This is a genomic window from Alloalcanivorax sp. C16-2 (genome assembly GCF_046507615.1).
Lineage (GTDB): Bacteria > Pseudomonadota > Gammaproteobacteria > Pseudomonadales > Alcanivoracaceae > Alloalcanivorax > Alloalcanivorax marinus_A.
The window spans coordinates 617,937-636,478 of sequence record NZ_JBKFTL010000001.1; the positions used below are offsets into that span (position 1 = coordinate 617,937).

At 59.7% G+C, this 18,542-nt stretch carries 16 protein-coding genes; 9 read left to right on the plus strand and 7 right to left on the minus strand.

All coding sequences use genetic code 11. The features are described 5' to 3' along the window. Positions 1 to 33 precede the first annotated feature (33 nt). The 4 genes from ACLD02_RS02950 to ubiD all read right to left on the minus strand — a co-directional run bounded on the left by ACLD02_RS02950 (position 34) and on the right by ubiD (position 4,748). Positions 34 to 1,314 (minus strand): alanine racemase, encoded by a 1,281-nt coding sequence (locus ACLD02_RS02950; RefSeq protein WP_410297897.1) that lies wholly within the window; start codon positions 1,312 to 1,314, stop codon positions 34 to 36. Positions 1,315 to 1,319: 5 nt separating this feature from the next. Then, positions 1,320 to 2,687: a D-arabinono-1,4-lactone oxidase gene (locus ACLD02_RS02955; RefSeq protein ID WP_410297898.1), complete on the minus strand. Its 1,368-nt coding sequence runs from the start codon at positions 2,685 to 2,687 to the stop codon at positions 1,320 to 1,322. Between the two features lie 90 nt (positions 2,688 to 2,777). Beyond that, complete coding sequence (gene trxC, locus ACLD02_RS02960) at positions 2,778 to 3,215, minus strand: thioredoxin TrxC (RefSeq protein ID WP_203103614.1); 438 nt, start codon at positions 3,213 to 3,215, stop codon at positions 2,778 to 2,780. A 63-nt stretch (positions 3,216 to 3,278) separates the two neighbouring features. Next, positions 3,279 to 4,748 (minus strand): 4-hydroxy-3-polyprenylbenzoate decarboxylase, encoded by a 1,470-nt coding sequence (gene ubiD, locus ACLD02_RS02965; protein WP_410297899.1) that lies wholly within the window; start codon positions 4,746 to 4,748, stop codon positions 3,279 to 3,281. Positions 4,749 to 5,147: 399 nt separating this feature from the next. Between ubiD and ACLD02_RS02970 the strand changes: the two genes are divergently transcribed. The 7 genes from ACLD02_RS02970 to ACLD02_RS03000 all read left to right on the plus strand — a co-directional run bounded on the left by ACLD02_RS02970 (position 5,148) and on the right by ACLD02_RS03000 (position 10,291). Continuing rightward, positions 5,148 to 5,945, plus strand: a complete 798-nt coding sequence (locus tag ACLD02_RS02970) for a hypothetical protein (RefSeq protein ID WP_410297900.1) — start codon at positions 5,148 to 5,150, stop codon at positions 5,943 to 5,945. Between the two features lie 93 nt (positions 5,946 to 6,038). Continuing rightward, positions 6,039 to 6,812, plus strand: coding sequence for a hypothetical protein (locus ACLD02_RS02975; protein WP_410297901.1), 774 nt, complete (start codon positions 6,039 to 6,041; stop codon positions 6,810 to 6,812). 52 nt (positions 6,813 to 6,864) lie between these two features. Next, positions 6,865 to 7,458 carry a hypothetical protein gene (locus ACLD02_RS02980; protein WP_410297902.1) on the plus strand — a complete coding sequence of 198 codons (594 nt, stop codon included), beginning with the start codon at positions 6,865 to 6,867 and terminating at the stop codon, positions 7,456 to 7,458. Between the two features lie 98 nt (positions 7,459 to 7,556). After that, positions 7,557 to 8,282, plus strand: coding sequence for a hypothetical protein (locus ACLD02_RS02985; RefSeq protein ID WP_410297903.1), 726 nt, complete (start codon positions 7,557 to 7,559; stop codon positions 8,280 to 8,282). Positions 8,283 to 8,378: 96 nt separating this feature from the next. Beyond that, positions 8,379 to 8,747, plus strand: a complete 369-nt coding sequence (locus ACLD02_RS02990) for a transposase (RefSeq protein ID WP_410297904.1) — start codon at positions 8,379 to 8,381, stop codon at positions 8,745 to 8,747. Positions 8,748 to 8,758: 11 nt separating this feature from the next. Next, a complete protein-coding gene (locus ACLD02_RS02995) occupies positions 8,759 to 9,589 on the plus strand; it encodes an IS3 family transposase (protein WP_410298624.1) in 831 nt (276 codons plus the stop codon). A gap of 69 nt (positions 9,590 to 9,658) precedes the next feature. Further along, positions 9,659 to 10,291 carry a DUF4145 domain-containing protein gene (locus tag ACLD02_RS03000; protein WP_410297905.1) on the plus strand — a complete coding sequence of 211 codons (633 nt, stop codon included), beginning with the start codon at positions 9,659 to 9,661 and terminating at the stop codon, positions 10,289 to 10,291. 119 nt (positions 10,292 to 10,410) lie between these two features. Here ACLD02_RS03000 and rho read toward each other — a convergent pair whose 3' ends face one another. Beyond that, the gene (rho, locus tag ACLD02_RS03005) at positions 10,411 to 11,670 is read right to left on the minus strand and encodes a transcription termination factor Rho (RefSeq protein ID WP_194297859.1); all 1,260 of its coding nucleotides are present in this window, start codon (positions 11,668 to 11,670) and stop codon (positions 10,411 to 10,413) included. Positions 11,671 to 12,130: 460 nt separating this feature from the next. Next, positions 12,131 to 12,457: a thioredoxin TrxA gene (trxA, locus tag ACLD02_RS03010; protein ID WP_161386184.1), complete on the minus strand. Its 327-nt coding sequence runs from the start codon at positions 12,455 to 12,457 to the stop codon at positions 12,131 to 12,133. Between the two features lie 186 nt (positions 12,458 to 12,643). On the opposite strand from trxA, the gene ppx reads away from it, so the two are divergent. Beyond that, positions 12,644 to 14,116, plus strand: coding sequence for an exopolyphosphatase (ppx, locus tag ACLD02_RS03015; protein WP_410298625.1), 1,473 nt, complete (start codon positions 12,644 to 12,646; stop codon positions 14,114 to 14,116). Between the two features lie 27 nt (positions 14,117 to 14,143). Here the strand turns inward: ppx and ppk1 are convergent, their stop codons facing one another. Continuing rightward, the gene (gene ppk1, locus ACLD02_RS03020) at positions 14,144 to 16,231 is read right to left on the minus strand and encodes a polyphosphate kinase 1 (RefSeq protein ID WP_203103590.1); all 2,088 of its coding nucleotides are present in this window, start codon (positions 16,229 to 16,231) and stop codon (positions 14,144 to 14,146) included. A 211-nt stretch (positions 16,232 to 16,442) separates the two neighbouring features. Between ppk1 and ACLD02_RS03025 the strand changes: the two genes are divergently transcribed. Beyond that, entirely contained in the window at positions 16,443 to 18,539 is a 2,097-nt protein-coding gene (locus tag ACLD02_RS03025; RefSeq protein ID WP_410297906.1) for a TonB-dependent siderophore receptor, read from the plus strand. Positions 18,540 to 18,542 lie beyond the last annotated feature (3 nt).

An 18,542-nucleotide genomic window follows, 5' to 3' on the forward strand; every position in this document is an offset into this window, starting at 1 on the left:
GCGATCATCCCGGCCCGTCATGGGGGCGGCGCGCTAAGGCCCCTCGCCCTGCGGCAGCGGCGGCCACCACCCCTGAATGGCGCCGTCGGCCACCGCCGCCAGATCGCCGAACTGCAGTAGCACGAATTCGCTCTGGGTGGGCCGGAAGAAAATCAGGTCGCCCACCTCCAGGTCGGTGGCCGGGGAGCCGTTGTACATCATCTGGTTGGTGCTCACGCCGTACAGACTATTGCTCTCGATGCCCGGCGGCGACACCGGTTGCGCTTTCCAGTAGCCGCCATAAATGAAGTAGGTGCGCCGCCGGTTCGGGTCCCACAGGGTCCAGGCGTCGCCGAGGGGCACCGGGCCGGGCAGGTCGAGGCCGTCCCGGGCCTTGAGCACCGGGGTGGCGATGAACGCCGCCGGCTCGAAGGCGGCCAGGGTGTCCAGGTCGAAGTCGCTGGGTTTGACCAGGGCGGAGCCGGCGGCCAGTTCGTTGAGTGGTGTTTCGTCGCCGTGCAGGGCGAAAGTGGGGCTGCCGGCGCCGTTGAAGGTGAGCGGCTGGTCCCGGTAGCGCGGATGGGTGTGGTACAGCCGGTCGATGAAGCCCTGGTACACCGCCTGGCTTTTGCGCAGGGAGTCCTCGCGGCTTTCCAGAATCGCCGGTACCTTGCCGACATGGGCGTCGTAGCCCATGAAACCGCTGAACGACAGATGTTCGGGGTGGGCGTCGATCAGGGTCATCAGGGCGTCCAGCTCATGGGGGTCGGCGAGGCCTCCCCGGTGCAGGCCCACGTCCAGTTCCAGGTTGACGCGCAGGCGCCGGTTCAGGCGCCGGGCCAGGCCCAGGTATTGTCGCAGCCGGGGTTCGCTGTCGATCAGCCATTGCAGCTGGCGGTCCGGGTCGAAGCCGGCGTCCGCCGGCAGCTCCTCATAGAAGCGCGCCGCCGCGTTCACCGGCATGGGCTTGCCCAGCAGCAGGTCGCAGCCCGGCTCGGCGGCGGCCAGGGCATTGATGAACGGCTGGTGGAACACCATCGCCCGGCGGCTGCCGGTTTCCGCCATCACCGCCTGGATCAGCGGCACGCTGGGCAAGGACTTGGCGACGATGCGGTAATCCCGGCCCGGTGGCAGGCGTTCCATCAGGCGCCGGCAGTTGTCGGCCAGCCGCTGGCGGTCGATAAGCAGCACCGGCCGGCCCGGGCCCCGGTTGCGCAGCAGTTCGTTGAGGCCCTGGAAATAGGGCGGATGGGGCGCGCCCCGGTCGCCGGGTTTGAGCCACCAGGCCACCGCCAGGCCGCCGCCGAGGGCGAGCAGGAAGGTGCGTCGTTTCATGGTTGTTATCCGTTTTCGAGGAACAAACGCCTGAGGTGATCATTGAGCAGACGGCCGTTTGGGTCCAGTTCCTGGCGGATTGCCAGGAAGTCGTCGAAGCGCGGGTACAGCTCGCGCAACTCCGTGGCGCCCAGGCCATGGAGTTTGCCCCAGTGGGGCCGGCCCTGGCAGCGCCTCAGCACCGGTTCGGTGGCCTCGAACAGTGGCCGGTAGTCCTGCTTGTAATACTGGTGCACGGAGATACTGGCTCCGGGGCGCTGGCTGAACATGGAGAGCAGGGTGTCGTCGGCGGCCACATAGCGGAACTCGATCGGGAAGAACACATTGATGTCGCGCTCGCGGATCGCTTCGCACACCTGGCGCAGGCAGTCCACGCCCCGCTCCGCGGGCACCGTGTATTCCATCTCGTTGAAGCGCACCGTGCGGCGGTTGGCGTAAATCTTGTGGGCCGGCCCCCAGCGGCGGTTCTCCTCGACGAAGAAAGTCACCAGTTTCTGCAGCGTCGAAGTCAGCCAGCCGGCGCGCATGGCCAGCTCGGAGACCATTTCCAGCAGATCGTTGCTGTCGTCCTGGGCCAGGTTGTCGTCTTCCCGGTCGGTGGTCGTCATGGTTTTCACGATGGCGGTACCGCCCAGGGGGAAGGCGAAGAATTCGATGTTGCGGAAGTTGTCCTTTTCCCGCGCCACGAAGTCCATGGCTTCGTCCAGGGGCAGGGTCCAGGTGTGCTCCTCCAGGCGGTAGCCGGGCGTGGTGCGCAGGGACACCTCGGTGACCAGGCCCAGGGCGCCCACCGAGCAGCGCGCGGCGTCGAACAGCTCGCCGTCCTTCGCCGTCAGCCGGTGGCGCCGGCCGGTCATGTCCAGCAGGGTGAGCCCGTCCACCTGGGCGGACAGGCTGGGCAGCCCCAGGCCGGTGCCGTGGGTGCTGGTGGCGATGGCCCCGGCCAGGGATTGCAGGTTGATGTCCGGTTCGTTGATCAGGCTTTGCCCCTCGCCCCAGGCCTGGGCGCCGGCCTGGGCGATGCGGGTGCCGGCGCCGAAGTGCAGCACGTCGCCATCGCGGCCGCGCAGGCCGGCCATCGCTTCCAGGGAGACCAGGGTGTCGTCGGTGGGCACCACGCCGCTGAACGAGTGGCTGCCGCCGAAGGCGCGCACCGTGCCGGTGGTGGCGGCCAGCAATTGCTTCAGGGCGTCCTCGGTGGCCGGATAGGCCAGATCCCGGGGGCGGGCGCTCTGGTTACCGGACCAGTTTTGCCACTGGCCGCCGCCCGGTTGCTCCGAGGCGCGGGCCAGGGTGGGCAGGGCGCCGGCCCCGGCGGTGGCCGCCAGCGCCTTGAGAAAGCCGCGGCGGTCCAGGGAAAGATTGAAAGCCATGATGGTTCCCGTTTGTTTTTATGGAACCATCGTACCAATCACGCAGCGAGGCGCAATTGACTCAGGGGCCGTCCGCCCCGGGGTCGGGAGTCACAGCCGGTAAGCGGCCAGCCACTGCTCCAGTTGCGCCGGCTGCATGGCGCCGGCCTGGCGGGCCAGCTCACGGCCCTCGCGGAACACGATCAGGGTGGGGATGCTGCGAATGCCAAAGCGCCCGGCCAGGGCCGGCTCCGCTTCGGTGTCGAGCTTGGCGAAGCGCAGGTCCGGCTCCAGCCGGCCGGCGGCCTGGGCGAACACCGGCGCCATCACCTTGCAGGGGCCGCACCAACTGGCCCAGAAATCCACCACCACGGGCAGCTCCGAGCGTTCCACCACGGCGCTGAAATTGGCGCTGGTAAGGGTGATCGGGGCGCCCTCGAACAGGGGGCGTTTGCATTTGCCGCAGCGCGGGCCGTCGGCGCGGCGGGCCGCCGGGATGCGGTTGACCGCGCCGCAGTGGGCGCAGCCCAGGGTCAGGGTGTCGGACATGACGCGGGTCTCCGGTTACGCATCTTGTTTATATGATGGCGCCGTGACCCGCTTCAAGCGCTGTCAGAGATCAATGCCGAGCTGGTCCCAGAGTTCGTCCACGCGCTGCTTCACGTCCGCGTCCATGGTGATCGGCGTGCCCCACTCGCGGCTGGTTTCACCGGGCCATTTGGTAGTGGCGTCCAGGCCCATCTTGGAGCCCAGGCCGGCCACCGGAGAAGCGAAGTCCAGGTAGTCGATGGGGGTGTTCTCCACCAGCACCGTGTCCCGGGCCGGGTCCATGCGGGTGGTGATCGCCCACATCACGTCCTTCCAGTCGCGGGCGTTCACATCGTCGTCGCAGACGATCACGAACTTGGTGTACATGAACTGGCGCAGGAACGACCACACCCCCATCATCACCCGCTTGGCATGGCCGGCGTACTGCTTCTTCATGGTCACCACCGCCATGCGGTAGGAGCAGCCCTCCGGCGGCAGATAGAAATCCACGATCTCCGGGAACTGCTTGCGCAGGATCGGCACGAACAGTTCGTTCATGGCCAGGCCCAGCACCGCCGGCTCATCCGGCGGCCGGCCGGTGTAGGTGCTGTGATAGATCGGATCGCGGCGGTGGGTGATGCGCTCCACGGTGAACACCGGGAAACGCTCCACCTCGTTGTAGTAACCGGTGTGGTCGCCGAACGGCCCCTCGTCCGCCATCTCGCCGGGATAAATATGCCCCTCCAGCACGAACTCGGCGCTGGCCGGAACCTGCAGATCCGAGCCCAGGCACTTCACCAGCTCGGTTTTGCTGCCACGCAGCAGGCCGGCGAAGGCGTACTCGCTGAGGCTGTCCGGCACCGGCGTCACCGCGCCCAGAATGGTGGCCGGGTCGGCCCCCAAGGCCACCGCCACCGGGAACGGCTCGCCCGGGTGCGCCTCTTGCCACTCCTGGAAGTCCAGCGCCCCGCCCCGATGCCCGAGCCAGCGCATGATCAGCTTGTTGCGACCGATCAACTGCTGGCGGTAGATGCCCAGGTTCTGGCGCTCCTTGTGCGGGCCCCGGGTGATCACCAGCGGCCAGGTCACCAGCGGCCCGGCGTCGCCCGGCCAGCAGGTCTGGATCGGCAGTTGGCCCAAATCCACGTCCTCGCCCTCGATCACCTGCTGCTGGCAGGGCCCGGACCCGCTCACCTTGGGGCTCATGCTCAGCACCTTGCGGAAAATCGGCAGCTTCTCCCAGGCATCGCGGAACCCCTTGGGCGGCTCCGGCTCCTTAAGAAACGCCAGCAGCTCGCCCAGCTCGCGCAGTTCCTGCACGGAATCCCGGCCCATACCCAGCGCCACCCGCCGCTCGGTGCCGAACAGATTGCCCAACACCGGAATCGAAGAGCCCTTCGGATTCTCGAACAACAACGCCGGCCCGCCCGCCTTCAGCGTGCGGTCGCAGATCTCCGTCATCTCCAGACGCGGGTCCACCTCGGCGGTAATGCGTTTCAGCTCGCCCTGCTGTTCCAGTTGCTGGATGAAGTCACGAAGATCGCGGTATTTCATGAAAAACGGTCTCGCCGGCTACAAGGTGGCGGCAGTATAACAGCCCACCCGCCGTCCACGATGCCATGACGCCACCGCCGCCCTCCCAAGGCCTGTGTAGGAGCGACTGGGCGGCACTCCGCTTCAGCCGCGATCAGCCCGGCCGGAGATCGTGACAGCATCAGAGCATCACCCGGCCACCCCGACCGCTGCCCACACGGACGCCACACTCGATACCGGTAAACACAACGGCCACGCGAACGGGGACGGACCCCACGTGAAAGGTTTGTAACTTTATGAAATATCTGATTTATTCGGGTTTATATAAAAATACGAAAGCTGGGATATGACGCTGGCGCGTTCATTGGATATTCGAGCCGGCGTCCTAATACCTGTTAGCCATTGGCAAGGAAAACTAGGATGCAAGCTAATATAGAGAAATTCAGGAAAGACCTCGATTCACTCATAAATCAGGGTCAGTTCCTTCTCGTCGCGATGCAGTATGACTGTCATCCCGAGGCCGTAGAGGAAGCGTACGGTGAAGATTTCAAGAAACTAAAGAGGTCTCTGCCAAATTTTAAAGTTGAGTACCAAGAATGGTACTCAGCCTCAAAAGCCCTGATAAAGCAGTTATTGCCCGATAGACTTTCAGACTTTACTCGGCATTATGAAAAACCCAAGCCGCGCAAAGACATCACTTTCGAAAACTACCGGATAGAGGATTACTTGCAGGGGTTGAGGGTTACTCGCGGATGGGAAAAAGAGGAGGTAGTGGGGCCGCAAGCTGCGATTCCGCACTTTGAGCAGCAGCGGGCAATTTTAAAGGCTGTGTCCACAAGGTTCGAGAGTTCCCTATATGACATAAAGCAATTGGTGCAAGCTGACCTTTTTGACTCCGAACTCGCGGCTGCACAAGAACTGTTGAAGCGGGGCTTCGTTCGAGCATCTGGCGCCGTGTGCGGAGTTGTATTAGAGAAACATTTGTCCCAAGTGGCAGAGAATCACAATATTACAACTCGTAAAAAGAATCCCACTATCAGTGACTTTAATGATCTTTTGAAACAATCTGACGTTGTGGATACACCGGAGTGGCGCCAAATTCAGAGGCTCGGCGATATCCGTAATTTGTGTGACCACAACAAAGATAGGGAACCGACCAAAGAAGAAGCTCAAGAATTAATAAGCGGGGTAGATAAATTTACCAAGACTCTGTTCTAGAGTTGGGCTAACAATCGGCTGCACAGCGACCGATTTTTCGCCGCTGCGCAGCTACAAACCGGCGCGTGAGCCGGGCGTTAAGAGGAATAGGTCATGGGGTGGATACTGATTATAATCTTAGGATTTATTGTTGTTTTCTTTTTTTTGATTAATCCTGCTGAGAAAGCCATTGTTCATGAAAATTTAGAGGAGATTTCTGACCAATATCTTGATCAAGAATACGGAAAAACCATGAGATGGGTTTCTCATTATGTGAGCGCCGGAAATAGGTTCAAAGAAAGGGCCAATAGTAGCGGTGCGTACGATAAATATATTGAATACAAAAAGAAAATTGAAAAAGAAAAAGCGCGTAGGGCGTTAGCAAGAAAATTGGTCAATTCCGTTCCAGAGTTAAAGATGGTAGAAGAAATTTCTTACAGACAGATTTTATCTGATGGGATTCTGAAAATTGCTTTTGAAATGAAGGAAAGCGGGAAAAGTGAATACGAGATAATTGATTGGTTTGTAAGGGAGGTAAACGGGGGTGGCGATGATTTCTCTGACATTGAAGAAGTGGAAGGCAATGAAAGGCTTCCTCAGGCGGACCGCTATGTTCGACCAGATCTGCCAGCTAGGCGATCATTAAATGATGTGATGCAGGAGTTTTGCATCGGTGCTGCAGAGATCTCAGGTATAGCGAATGGCTATAAGTTCTCTTTGCAAATGACAGGTGATCTGGTTGAGTTCAGTCAGGAATTAAATGATTTGGTTAAAGATGAAGGAATTCTCTCTGAGGAAGAGATGGAAGCGTCTCTCATAAGCCATGAGCAAGCCATTGTTAACCGCATAATTGTTCGTCTTGTTAAAGAACGCTATAGGCAATCTTAACAAGCCGGTGCACGCGACAAGCGCGTTACCGGAACGTTATACATAGGTACATATGATCTATTTTAGTATCAAATCAGATAGGAAATTTCTGGAGAGCTACTATCAGCTTGCCAAGTGGTTTCTATCCAATAAAGAAAAGACGTTTTCGGGTGGCTCTGTAGACGAGATAAACTACTATCTTTCTGAGGTTGGCTCCACGAGAGAGAGTTTAGCTAGAGGATTGCCAAAAGCTAAAAGACTAGCCGATATTTTTGAAATACCTGTTTTAGCCTTTGATCCTGCGCACAAGGTAAAACACCATGCATTCTCTACAATTTTGAATAATGATGCAGATGGACTTATTTCGGATGACCAAAAACTTGATCTACTAAATGAAACTATTGGGGCGTGTGGTGAATCGGAAAGAACGCAGCTATTGAAACTTATCAATCCTTTTTTCTGGCTTGGCGAGGCAATAAGTAAAGTATTGCGTTTTCCTTTTTGGGTTCTTGGGACCGCCGGCTTCAAGTCAGAGTCTTTTGAAAAAAGTTTAGCAGGTAGCGTTGTAAGGCTAATCGAGCTTGTTGCAATAATTAGCTTTTTAATCTATCTGGGCTTCAGTGAAACGGAGCTCAAAGAGGCGGTTAAAGCGCTGATAAACGTATAACCATCCAAGGCAGTGGGGCATATTTTTGCTTCGCTGCACTCAAAACGCAAAAATATGCCCCTGCTTGGGGTGTTAGGCTTAATAAGAATGGAGAAACATTGAGTACCGCGAGGTTGTTGGTCGACAGAAGAGAGCGCAGGCTGCTAGTGGTTGCCGCAGGGGCTTTTCTTCTGTTGTGTTTAATTGAGGCAAGACTTCCTCTGACAGAGTATTTATCGGGAACGATTCTTGAACCAATTCTCGTAAGCGAGGCTGCTCGAAGTATAAGTGCCGGGGTTCTGGTCAGCCTTGTGGCGGCGTATATATTCTATCTTCTGATTGACTATTTTCCTCGGTCAGCCAAGGAAGCCAAGTCGATTTTTGTTCTGAATTCGTTGCTTGCAGCAGTGCTTGATTCTTATGATCGATGTCGTGTTTTCGGGCACGAAACAGCGCTGCCTCATGTTCAGAGGCATGTTCTAGAGGGTGATTGGCTGGAGCAGACGATTATCGAAATAAAGGATCGAAACGCAAAATTTCTTCCGCTGAAGTTGGCCATGCAGACTGCACACACACGCTTGGATGACTTTAGAAATGCATTGGTTTTGGCTGTCAACCTATCCCCAGAGCGTGCGCTTCAGTGGTTGGTCATCATCGATAAGATAAGGCTCTTTTCCGAGAGGTACGGGGAACAGCCAGAGGTGCCGGAGTATAAGATACATCTGGCTGACAGTGAGTCAGACGAAAACCCTCTCCGATTGTATAAAAGAGATCTGGGGTTTCGCTTTATGGAAGTTGTTGAGGAATCGCAAAAATGGCTGCAACAGAATGGCCCTAAAGCCTAACGACGCATACTACATTGCGGCTTCGCCTCCATTTCGTAGCCGTGATCTGTAACCACTTTTGTGGACAGAGTTTTCTGTTTATGAGAGAGGTGCAGAGTGGGACAGACCAAGAAGAGAAAATACGATCGTTACACCCTGGCTTACAAGATCCAAGCCGTTGCATTGGCTAATCACCCTGACGTTAAGTCCAAGGATGTGGCAGAGTCATTGGGTATCCATCCGGTGATGCTCTATCGCTGGCAGATGGAGGCCGGGCGGTGCGAGCTCAGGGAGAATAAAAACATGAAAACGGAAAAGCCTTCCCCGGAACGGCGGCCGACCCGAGCAGATCCGACCAGGGCGACCGAAGAGAAATTGGCGGCTGCGGAGAGACGGATCAAAAAGCTGGAGCAGCAACTGGCCCAGCGCGATGACGAGATTGACTTGCTAAAAAAGGCCGAGCGGTTCTTCCAGCGGGAAAAGTAAGGCTCTATGAGCTGGTTGAGAAGAACCGTGGCCACCGTGACGTGCGCTGCCTATGCAGTCTGCTCGGCGTCTCCCGCAGCAGCTACTATGCCTGGTGCAGTCGTGCCGAGAGCGATCACCGACGCCACGACAAGTTACTGATGGGCGCGATTGTCGAGCTTCACCAGGGCTTCCGCCGGGCCTGTGGCGCCCGGCGGGTGCATCAGCAACTCCGCCAGAGTGGCCTGTCCTGCAGCATCCGGCGGGTGTCCAGGCTGATGAAAGAAGCCGGCGTTCATGCCTCCACCAAGGGGCTTTATGTGTGGAACCCGGGTCGGCATGCTTTCTATACTTCGGCGAGCAACGTACTGGCCAAGGACGCGCCGCCCTCGGGCGAAGGGCAGCACCGGGCCGGGGATTTTACCTACATAAGGACGCCGAGTGGCTGGCTCTACCATGCCGTGGTCTTGGATCTGTTCAGCCGTCGCGTGGTGGGGTGGTCGTTCAGTCGCTCGAGAAATGCGGAGCTGACCAAGAGTGCGCTTCGCATGGCGCTGTCACGACAATGCCCGCAGCCGGGCTGTGTGTTCCACTCCGACCAGGGCATCGAGTATGCCGCCCATGAGTATCGGGATCTGGTCGAGCAGGCCGGCATGCGCCGGAAGGGGAATCCACTGGACAATGCGACCGTGGAATCCTTCTTCCATACACTGAAAGCAGAACTGGTGCATCAGCGTCGGTTCGCTAATGAAATCGAAGCAGTGGCAAGAATCGTGGAGTACACCGACTTCTACAATCGCGATAGGCTCCGCTCAGGGATCGAGTACAAAAGCCCGGAGGAATACATCGGTGCGTGTGCCTGAAAGTGTCCATGAAACTGGTCGCAGATCACCGCGCGTGCTGTCGGCGTTAGCAGGTATGGCATGGAAGATATGAGGGATATCATCGAGCAGCGCTGCCGGTACTGCCAGGCCGAGGATGCATTTGACTACATTTACTGTTATGACCATCCATCCAATGACGAGTGTCCGGAAGAATACTCGTTGGCCTTGTGCAGAGCTTGCAATCAGGTCTCTCTTTTTTACAGAGAGGATGTCGAGCTAACTTTTGATAAATGTGGAGAGATTGCCACATTTCATTATCTGTGGCCTTCTGAACCAAGGTTCTTGGATTTCGAAGTTCCGGATACCGTAGGGGATTCGTATTCCGAAGCAGTCGAGGCGATTAAAGCAAAGCTCCCTATGTCTGCAGCTGCAATGATAGGTAGAACATTGGAGGCTGTTTGCAAAGATTTTGATTCAAGTTGTAAGACAATTTACCAAGGCCTCAAGCTGATGCGCGACGAAGGCGCATTAAGCGAGGAGCTCTATTCCTGGGCTAACGAGCTGAGAGTTCTTAGAAATGAGAGCGCACATGTTACAGATATCAATGTAACTTTAGATGAAGTTAATAGCTCAATGGACTTTCTCCAGTCTCTACTTGAAATAATATATAAAATACGGCCGAAGTTTAAAGAGTATTCAGCACTTCGGTCTGCTAATAAGAAAAGGCAGGCGGACGTGTAGTTCCCACGGTACAGTAGAGCGTATCAATATAAGCTGGAGGGGGCGGCCTGAAACGCAAAACGCCCCGGCGATGACCGGGGCGTTTTGCGTTACGGGGTCTTGTGGAAAGACCGCCGGTGTTACTTGCGCTTCATGGAGTCGAAGAACTCCGCGTTCGTTTTGGTCTGCTTCATGCGGTCGATGAGGAATTCCATGGCGCCGATTTCGTCCATGGGGTGCAGGACCTTGCGCAGAATCCACATCTTCTGCAGTTCGTCCTCGCTGACCAGGCGCTCTTCGCGGCGGGTGCCGGAGCGTTTGATGTTCATGGCCGGGAACACGCGCTTCTCGGCGACCTTGCGGTCCAGGTGCAGTTCCATGTTGCCGGTGCCCTTGAACTCCTCGTAGATCACTTCGTCCATCTTGGAGCCGGTTTCCACCAGGGCGGTGGCGAGGATGGTCAGGCTGCCACCTTCCTCGATGTTCCGGGCGGCGCCGAAGAAGCGCTTGGGTTTTTCCAGGGCGTGGGCGTCGACACCACCGGTGAGCACCTTGCCGGAGCTGGGCTGCACGGTGTTGTAGGCGCGCGCCAGACGGGTGATGGAGTCGAGCAGGATCACCACGTCCTGTTTGTGCTCCACCAGCCGCTTGGCTTTCTCGATCACCATCTCGGCGACTTGCACGTGGCGGGCCGGCGGTTCATCGAAGGTGGAGGCCACCACTTCGCCGCGCACCGTGCGTGACATCTCGGTCACTTCCTCGGGCCGCTCGTCGATCAGCAGCACGATCATGTGGGCTTCGGGATTGTTGCGGGCGATGGAGTGGGCGATGTTCTGCAGGAGCATGGTCTTACCGGCTTTGGGCGGGGCGACGATCAGGCCGCGCTGCCCTTTGCCGATCGGCGCCACAAGGTCGATCACCCGGGCGGTGATGTCCTCGGTGGAGCCGTTGCCGATTTCCATGACGAAGCGTTCCGTGGGGAACAGCGGCGTCAGGTTCTCGAACAGGATCTTGTTCTTGGCGTTTTCCGGGCGGTCGGTGTTGATCTCGTTGACCTTGAGCATGGCGAAGTAGCGTTCGCCATCCTTGGGGGGCCGGATCTTGCCGGAAATGGTGTCGCCGGTGCGCAGGTTGAAGCGCCGGATCTGGCTGGGGGAGACGTAGATGTCGTCCGGGCCGGCCAGGTAGGAGCCTTCCGCGGAGCGGAGGAAACCGAACCCGTCCTGCAGGATCTCCAGAACCCCGTCGCCGTAGATGTCGGAGCCGTTCTTGGCGGCTTTCTTGAGGATGGAGAAGATTACGTCCTGTTTGCGGGTTCTCGCCAGGTTCTCCAGGCCGAGTTCCTTGGCAATATCCAGCAGTTCGCCGATCGGCTTCTGTTTCAGTTCGGTTAGATTCATTGGAGTTTTACAGGGTGTCCAGAAATGAATTGACGGGATGCACCATGGGGTGGTGTCTCGATGGTCCGGCGCATCCGGGCCGACGGGCCTCGGGATGCTCTAATTGATTCGTTTTTCGGATCCAAAAATGGCGTGCATTCGCTGGGCCCTGTTTCGGCGGCCCTTACCAAAGCAATAAAGGGGGGCCGGACATGGCCTGACGCATCAAACGGGAACGAGTAAAGATGTGACCCTTGCGAATCACCGTGCGGCGGGGCCTGATTCCCAGGGGCCGGCGGCGGTGATTACCCCGTTAAGGACGTTTGCCGGAAAGGCGCAAAACGGACAAAACGGTGATCCCTGCCAGAGGGTGCGAATACGCTGATTCGGGAATGTACCATCGGGTTCGGGGGCTGTCCAGCCCGTGAAGCCAACCATTTGCGCTGGTCCCCACGGGGCTGGGCCGGTTACCGGTCCCGGTTCAGAGCGTGCTGTCCAGGAAGGCGGTGAGCTGGGACTTGGAAAGCGCGCCCACCTTGGTGGCTTCCACGTCGCCGTTCTTGAACACGGTCAGGGTGGGGATGCCACGTACGCCGTATTTCTTGGGCGTTTCCGGGTTGTCGTCGATGTTCAGCTTGGCGATGGTCAGCTTGTCCGCGTATTCGCCGGAGAGATCCTCCAGGATCGGCGCCACCATCTTGCACGGGCCGCACCAGGGCGCCCAGTAGTCCACCAGAACCGGGCCGTCGGCTTTCAGGACTTTCTCCTCGAAATCCGCGTCGGTCACGTTGATAATCTCGCCGCTCATTGAAATCTCCTGCTAGGCTCGCGGGATGTGGGGCACGCCATGCGATCATGGCAATGCAGAGGGTCATTAATATCAGGGTCTGGGGCGCGGATTTCAAGCGCGCCGGGCAATGGTGCCGACAGCGGCCGCCTATGGAGGCGCCGGCCGAATCCGCCGAGGAGGACGGTTTTGCGACAACCCGAACACATGGCCGCCATCGATCTGGGGTCGAACAGCTTCCACATGGTGGTGGCCCGCCAGGCCCAGGGCGAGGTGCGGATTCTGGAAAGCCTCTCCGAAAAAGTGCAGCTCGGCGCCGGCCTGACGCCGGATAATCAGTTGGACGCCGCCGCCCAGGAAAGGGCGCTGGAATGCCTGGGCCGCTTCGCTCAGCGGATCGCCGGCGTGCCCCGGGGCAATGTGCGCGTAGTGGGCACTAACACACTTCGCATGGCCCGTAATTCAAGCCGTTTTATCGCTCGCGCGGAGGCTCAGCTGGGCCACGATATCGAGGTGGTGGCGGGCCGCGAAGAGGCGCGCCTGATCTATCTGGGGGTGGCCCACAGCCTGGCCGATGACGCCGGCACCCGGCTGGTGGTGGACATTGGCGGTGGTTCCACGGAGCTGATCATCGGCGAGCGTTTCGAGGCCGCCGAAACCGAATCCCTGCACATGGGATGCGTCAGCTACGGGCAGCGTTTCTTCGCCGACGGGCGCATCACCGAGGCGGCTTTCCGCAAGGCGGTGACCGCCGCCCGCCAGGAAGTGTTATCCATCGAGACCAACTATCGCCGGCTCGGCTGGGCCCAGGCGGTGGGGGCTTCCGGCACCGTCAAGGCGATTGCCCAGGTGTGCGAGGAGAACGGCTGGAGCCAGGAAGGGGTCTCCCTGGAAGGGCTGGAGAAAGCACGCCGCAAGGTGATCAAGGCGGGTAGCGCGGAGGCTCTTTCGCTGAAAGGGTTGCGCGAGGATCGCAAGCCGATCTTCGCCCCCGGCCTGGCGATCCTGCTTGGCATTTTCGAGCAATTGGGTCTCGCCCATATGCAGGTGTCCGGTGGTGCCCTGCGCGAGGGGCTGCTTTACGATCTGCTCGGGCGTTTCAGCCATGAGGACGTCCGTGAGCGCAGCATCCAGGCGATTCTCAACCGCTACCATGTGGAGCGCGCCCAGGCGGAACGGGTCTCCGCTACCGCCCGCCGGCTCTACGACCAGGTGGCCGCCGCCTGGGAGCTGGACGATGAAGGCGCCGCCGATACCCTGCGCTGGGGGGCGCTGCTCCATGAACTGGGGTTGGCGGTGTCACACAGCCAGTTTCACAAGCACGGGGCCTATCTGGTGACCCACTCGGACCTGCCCGGTTTCTCCCGGGAAGAGCAGCAGGCGGTGGCGTTGCTGGTGCGTGGCCACCGTCGCAAGCTGCCGTTGTCGTCCCTGGCCGAGGCGCCGGAAGATGAGCAGGCCCGCTGGTTGCGGCTCTGCCTGATCCTGCGGCTCGCCTGCCGCCTGCACCATGCCCGCAACGACGACCCGGTGCCGCCGATCACCCTGAGCGCGGACCCGCGCGCGCTGACGCTGGAGTTCCCGGCCGGCTGGCTGGAGAACCACCCGCTTACCCAGGCGGATCTGGAGCAGGAACAGGAGTATTTCCAGGCGGCGGATTACACTCTTACCGTGCTGTAGAGCCGCTCCTACAGGCTGGTTTGGCCGTCAGGCGCCCGCCAGGGCGCTGAGCAGGGCCTGCTGGGCCAGGAAGGGCGCTTCCCCTTCCGCCGGTTGCACGCGGCTGTAGCTGCCGTCGGCATTGAGCCGCCAGGCCTGGCCATTGTCGCGCAGATAGAAGCCAAGCCCTTGCTCCAGCACCTGCGCCTTGAGTGCCGGGTCGTTCACTGGAAAGCAGGTTTCCACCCGGTTGAACAGGTTGCGATCCATCCAGTCGGCGCTGGAGCAGTAGACCAGGTCGTCGCCGGCGTGGTGGAAATGGTAGATGCGGGTGTGCTCCAGGAAACGGCCGATGATGGAGCGCACGCGGATGTTTTCCGACAGGCCCGGGATGCCCGGCCGCAGGCAGCAGATGCCGCGCACGATCAGATCGATTTCCACCCCCGCCTGGCTGGCCCGGTACAGGGCCTGCATGATGTGCTCCTCGGTAAGGGAATTGAACTTGGCGATGATGCGCGCCGGCTTGCCGGCCCGGGCCTGCTCGGTCTCGAAATTGATCCACTGGATCAGGCTTGGATGCAGGGTGAACGGCGAGTGCTTGAGCTGCTTGAGCCGCGCCGCCTTGCCCATGCCGGTGAGCTCCTGAAAGATCTTGTGGACGTCCTGGCAGAGTCCCTTTTCGGCGGTCATCAAACCATAGTCCGTGTAAATCTTGGTGGTCTTGGTGTGGTAGTTGCCGGTGCCCACATGGGCATAGCGCTTGATGCCATCGCCGTCGCGGCGCACCACCAGCAGCATCTTGGCGTGAGTTTTGTAGCCCACCACCCCGTACACCACCATGGCGCCGGCTTCCTGCAGGCGCCGCGCGCCCTCGATGTTGGATTCCTCGTCGAAGCGCGCGCGCAGCTCCACCACGGCGGTCACTTCCTTGCCGTTGCGGGCGGCGGTTTCCAGGTGGTCGAGAATCTCGGAATTGGTGCCGGTGCGGTACAGGGTCTGCTTGATCGCCAATACCCTGGGGTCCCGGGCCGCCTCGGCCAGCAGGTTGACCACCGGTGAAAAACTCTCGAACGGGTGGTGCATCAAAATGTCGCCCTGATCAATGGCGTCGAAGATGCTCTCGGTCTTGCGCACCGCCGCCGGTATGCGAGGTGTGAAGGGCGGGTAATGCAGGCGTGGCCGGTTCACGCTGGTGAACATGCGCGCCAGGTTCACCGGGCCGTTCACTTCATAGGCGTCCTGCTCGGTCAGCTCGAATTGCTCCAGCAGGTAGTCGATCAGATGACGCGGGCAGTTGTCCGCTACTTCAAGCCGCACCTCATCGCCATAGCGGCGCGACAGCAGTTCCCCCTTGAGCGCGCTGGCCAGATCCTCGACGTCCTCGTCCACCTCCAGGTCCGCGTTGCGGGTCACCCGGAACTGGTAGCAGCCGGTGGACGACATGCCGGGGAACAGATCGCTGACATGGGCGTGGATCATCGACGACAGAAAGATGAAGTTGTCGTTGCCGTTTTCGCAGATGTGCTCCGGCAGACGGATCAGCCGAGGCAGTGAACGTGGCGCCGGCACGATGGCCAGGCCCGTGGAGCGGCCGAAGGCGTCCTTGCCGTCCAGGGGCACGATGAAGTTGAGGCTCTTGTTCACCAGCCTCGGGAAGGGGTGAGCCGGGTCCAGCGCGATCGGTGTCAGCACCGGGTACACCTGCTCGCGGAAGTACTTCTTCACCCACTCCGCCTGCTGGGGTGTCCAATGTTCGCGGCGCAGGAAGTGCACGCCTTCCTCGGCCAGCGCCGGCAGCAGAATGTCCTGAAGAATGTGGTACTGGCGCTGCACCGCCTCATGGGTGACGCGGGCGATTTCGTCGAGGATCTCCTGGGCCAGCATGCCGTCCGGGCCGGGCTGTCCGGTACCCGTCTCCAGCCGGTTCTTCAGGCCCGCCACGCGGATCTCGAAGAATTCATCCATGTTGGAAGAGAAAATCAGCAGGAAGTTGAGCCGCTCCATCAGCGGGTGGTTCTCGTCCATCGCCTGCTCCAGCACCCGCAGATTGAACTGAAGCAGGCTCAATTCCCGATTGATGTAGTAATCCGGATTGTTCAGGTCGATGGCGTTGGGGTCGATGGCGATGTCGTTCATGGTCTCTTCCTGAAGCGGGCGCGGGGCCTCCCATTCCATGACATTGGTGTGACAGGGGTGTGACAGGGTGCCCGCCCGTCCCAGCTTACTCCCTTCGATCGCTGAGCGGGGAGAGGTGAGCGGGGCTTAACAATTGGTAACTGGTAAGTATAATGCGAACCATTATTATTATCTGTTGCCTAACGCGGATTGTTTTGGGAGCGACCTGATCATGCTGGATTCCTTACCCTCCACCCGGCGCGGCGTGCGCCGCGCCACCGGGGCTGTCCTCGCCCTGTCGGCGGCCTTCTGGTCGGCGGGTTTGCTGGCCCAGGAAAGCGGCAACCTGGCGCCGGTGGAAGTGGCCGATGAGGCCCCCGACGACGACTACATCACGGCGGACCAGCGCCCCCAGGCCGGCAAGCTGGACGTGCCGGTGGAAGAGCAACCCTTCGGTATCGAGGTCATCGACCGCTCGACCATGGAGGATACCGGCGCCAAGAATATTCAGGATGCGCTTCTGTACACTTCCGGTGTGTATTCCGGTAACTTCGGCTTCGACACGCGGGGCGATTCCGCCAAGATCCGTGGTCTCAATCCTTCCCTGTACATCGATGGCCTGCGCGCCAATTACGGTTCCTACAACACGGTGCGTCCCAACACCTTCGGGCTGGAGCGCATCGAAGTTCTGAAGGGACCTTCGTCGGTGCTTTACGGCCAGGCGGAACTGGGCGGCATCCTTAACGGGGTCTCCAAGCTCCCAAAGGCGAAGCAGCAAGGCGAGTTGCATGCCCAGGTCGGCAACTATGACCGTCAGCAACTGGCGGCGGACGTGACCGGCCCCCTGTCCGAGGACGGCAAGCTACTGTACCGACTGGTGGCCCTGAAGCGGAATAGCGGGACCCAGGTGGATCATGTGGATGACGACGGCTATTTGTTCGCGCCGTCGATCACCTGGTTGCCCACGGACGACACTACGGTCAGCGTGCTTTTCAACAGCCAGGAAGATACTGGCCAGGTTTCGGCCCAGTTCCTGCCGGCCCAGGGCACTATCGAGCCGGGCCCCAAGGGCGAAATCGGTTCCGACACCTTCGTCGGTGAGCCGGACTGGGACCGCTATGACCGGCGCAAGGATGAGGTCACGTTGTTCGTTGATCATCGGTTCACCGATCAATGGGGCGTGGCGGCCACGGCTCGCTATACGGAGAGCAGCTCGGAAACCCGGGAGCACTGGACCACCGTGGGCGCGAGCCCCGATGCTGACGGCAATATGCCACGCACGATCTACATGGCGGACAAGAAGACGGAAATTCTTAACTTCGACGTTCGCTTGAAGGGTGATGTCGCCCTGGGGCCTACCCGCCATAAATTGGCTCTGGGCGTGGACCGCCAGGACGCTCTGTGGGAGGAAGAAAATGTCTTTTCCGGAGCAGGTACGCCGATCAACGTTTATAACCCTCAATACGGCGACGTGGCTTACGGTGTGCTCGACCCCCAGGATGCCAATGACAACAAGATCAAGCAGACCGGCGTGTATCTGATCGACCATATGGAAATCGGTCGCGTGGTGGTCTCCGGTGCGTTGCGCCGGGATGACAGCACCAACAAGGTGTATGTGGTCGGCGGCGACAACACGGAAAGTGATGATGAGGAGACCAGCGGTCGCCTTGGTTTGATGTATCGGTTCGATTTCGGTTTGTCGCCCTACATCAGCTATTCCGAGGCCTTCGTGCCCAATCTGGGCACCACTGGCAATGGCGAGAGCCTGGACGCTACCACCGGCGAGCAGCGCGAGGCCGGTTTCAAGTATCTGTCACCACGTAAGGATCTCTCCATCACCGCGGCCTGGTTCGATATCGAGGAAACCAACCGCGTGCTGCCCAGTCCTACCAGCCCGGTGAGCCTGAGCCAGACCGGCGCCACCGTTGAGGGCTGGGAAATGGCGGTGCGTAAGAGCTGGGGGCCGGCGGCGGTACAGGCGACCTACACCAAGCTGGACGCCAAAGACGACACATCCGGGGTTCGCTTGCCCTATGTGGCGGAGGAAGTCGCCAATGTCTGGGGCAAGTACGAACTGGAAAACGGATTCCGCCTTGGTGCCGGCGTGCGTTACATCGGGGATACCGTGGGCGGTGGAGGAGGCCCGGAGATCCCGTCAGAGACCCTGTACGACGCCATGCTCGGTTACGCCACCGGCCCTTGGGATTTCAACGTGACGGTCAAGAACCTTACCGACGAGGAGTTCATCTCCTGGTGTCGCGGGCCGGGCTTCGACTGTGGTTACGGCGAACGACGCATGGTGATCGGCAACGCAAGCTATCGTTTCTGATCG

Coding starts and splice junctions, on each gene's coding strand:
- ACLD02_RS03025 (WP_410297906.1), top strand. CDS start 16,443: ATGCTGGATTCCTTACCCTCCACCCGGCGCGGCGTGCGCCGCGCCACC.
- ACLD02_RS02970 (WP_410297900.1), top strand. CDS start 5,148: ATGCAAGCTAATATAGAGAAATTCAGGAAAGACCTCGATTCACTCATA.
- ppk1 (WP_203103590.1), bottom strand. CDS start 16,231: ATGAACGACATCGCCATCGACCCCAACGCCATCGACCTGAACAATCCG.
- ACLD02_RS02950 (WP_410297897.1), bottom strand. CDS start 1,314: ATGAAACGACGCACCTTCCTGCTCGCCCTCGGCGGCGGCCTGGCGGTG.
- trxC (WP_203103614.1), bottom strand. CDS start 3,215: ATGTCCGACACCCTGACCCTGGGCTGCGCCCACTGCGGCGCGGTCAAC.
- ACLD02_RS02955 (WP_410297898.1), bottom strand. CDS start 2,687: ATGGCTTTCAATCTTTCCCTGGACCGCCGCGGCTTTCTCAAGGCGCTG.
- trxA (WP_161386184.1), bottom strand. CDS start 12,457: ATGAGCGGCGAGATTATCAACGTGACCGACGCGGATTTCGAGGAGAAA.
- ACLD02_RS02980 (WP_410297902.1), top strand. CDS start 6,865: ATGATCTATTTTAGTATCAAATCAGATAGGAAATTTCTGGAGAGCTAC.
- ppx (WP_410298625.1), top strand. CDS start 12,644: ATGGCCGCCATCGATCTGGGGTCGAACAGCTTCCACATGGTGGTGGCC.
- ACLD02_RS03000 (WP_410297905.1), top strand. CDS start 9,659: ATGAGGGATATCATCGAGCAGCGCTGCCGGTACTGCCAGGCCGAGGAT.
- rho (WP_194297859.1), bottom strand. CDS start 11,670: ATGAATCTAACCGAACTGAAACAGAAGCCGATCGGCGAACTGCTGGAT.
- ACLD02_RS02975 (WP_410297901.1), top strand. CDS start 6,039: ATGGGGTGGATACTGATTATAATCTTAGGATTTATTGTTGTTTTCTTT.
- ubiD (WP_410297899.1), bottom strand. CDS start 4,748: ATGAAATACCGCGATCTTCGTGACTTCATCCAGCAACTGGAACAGCAG.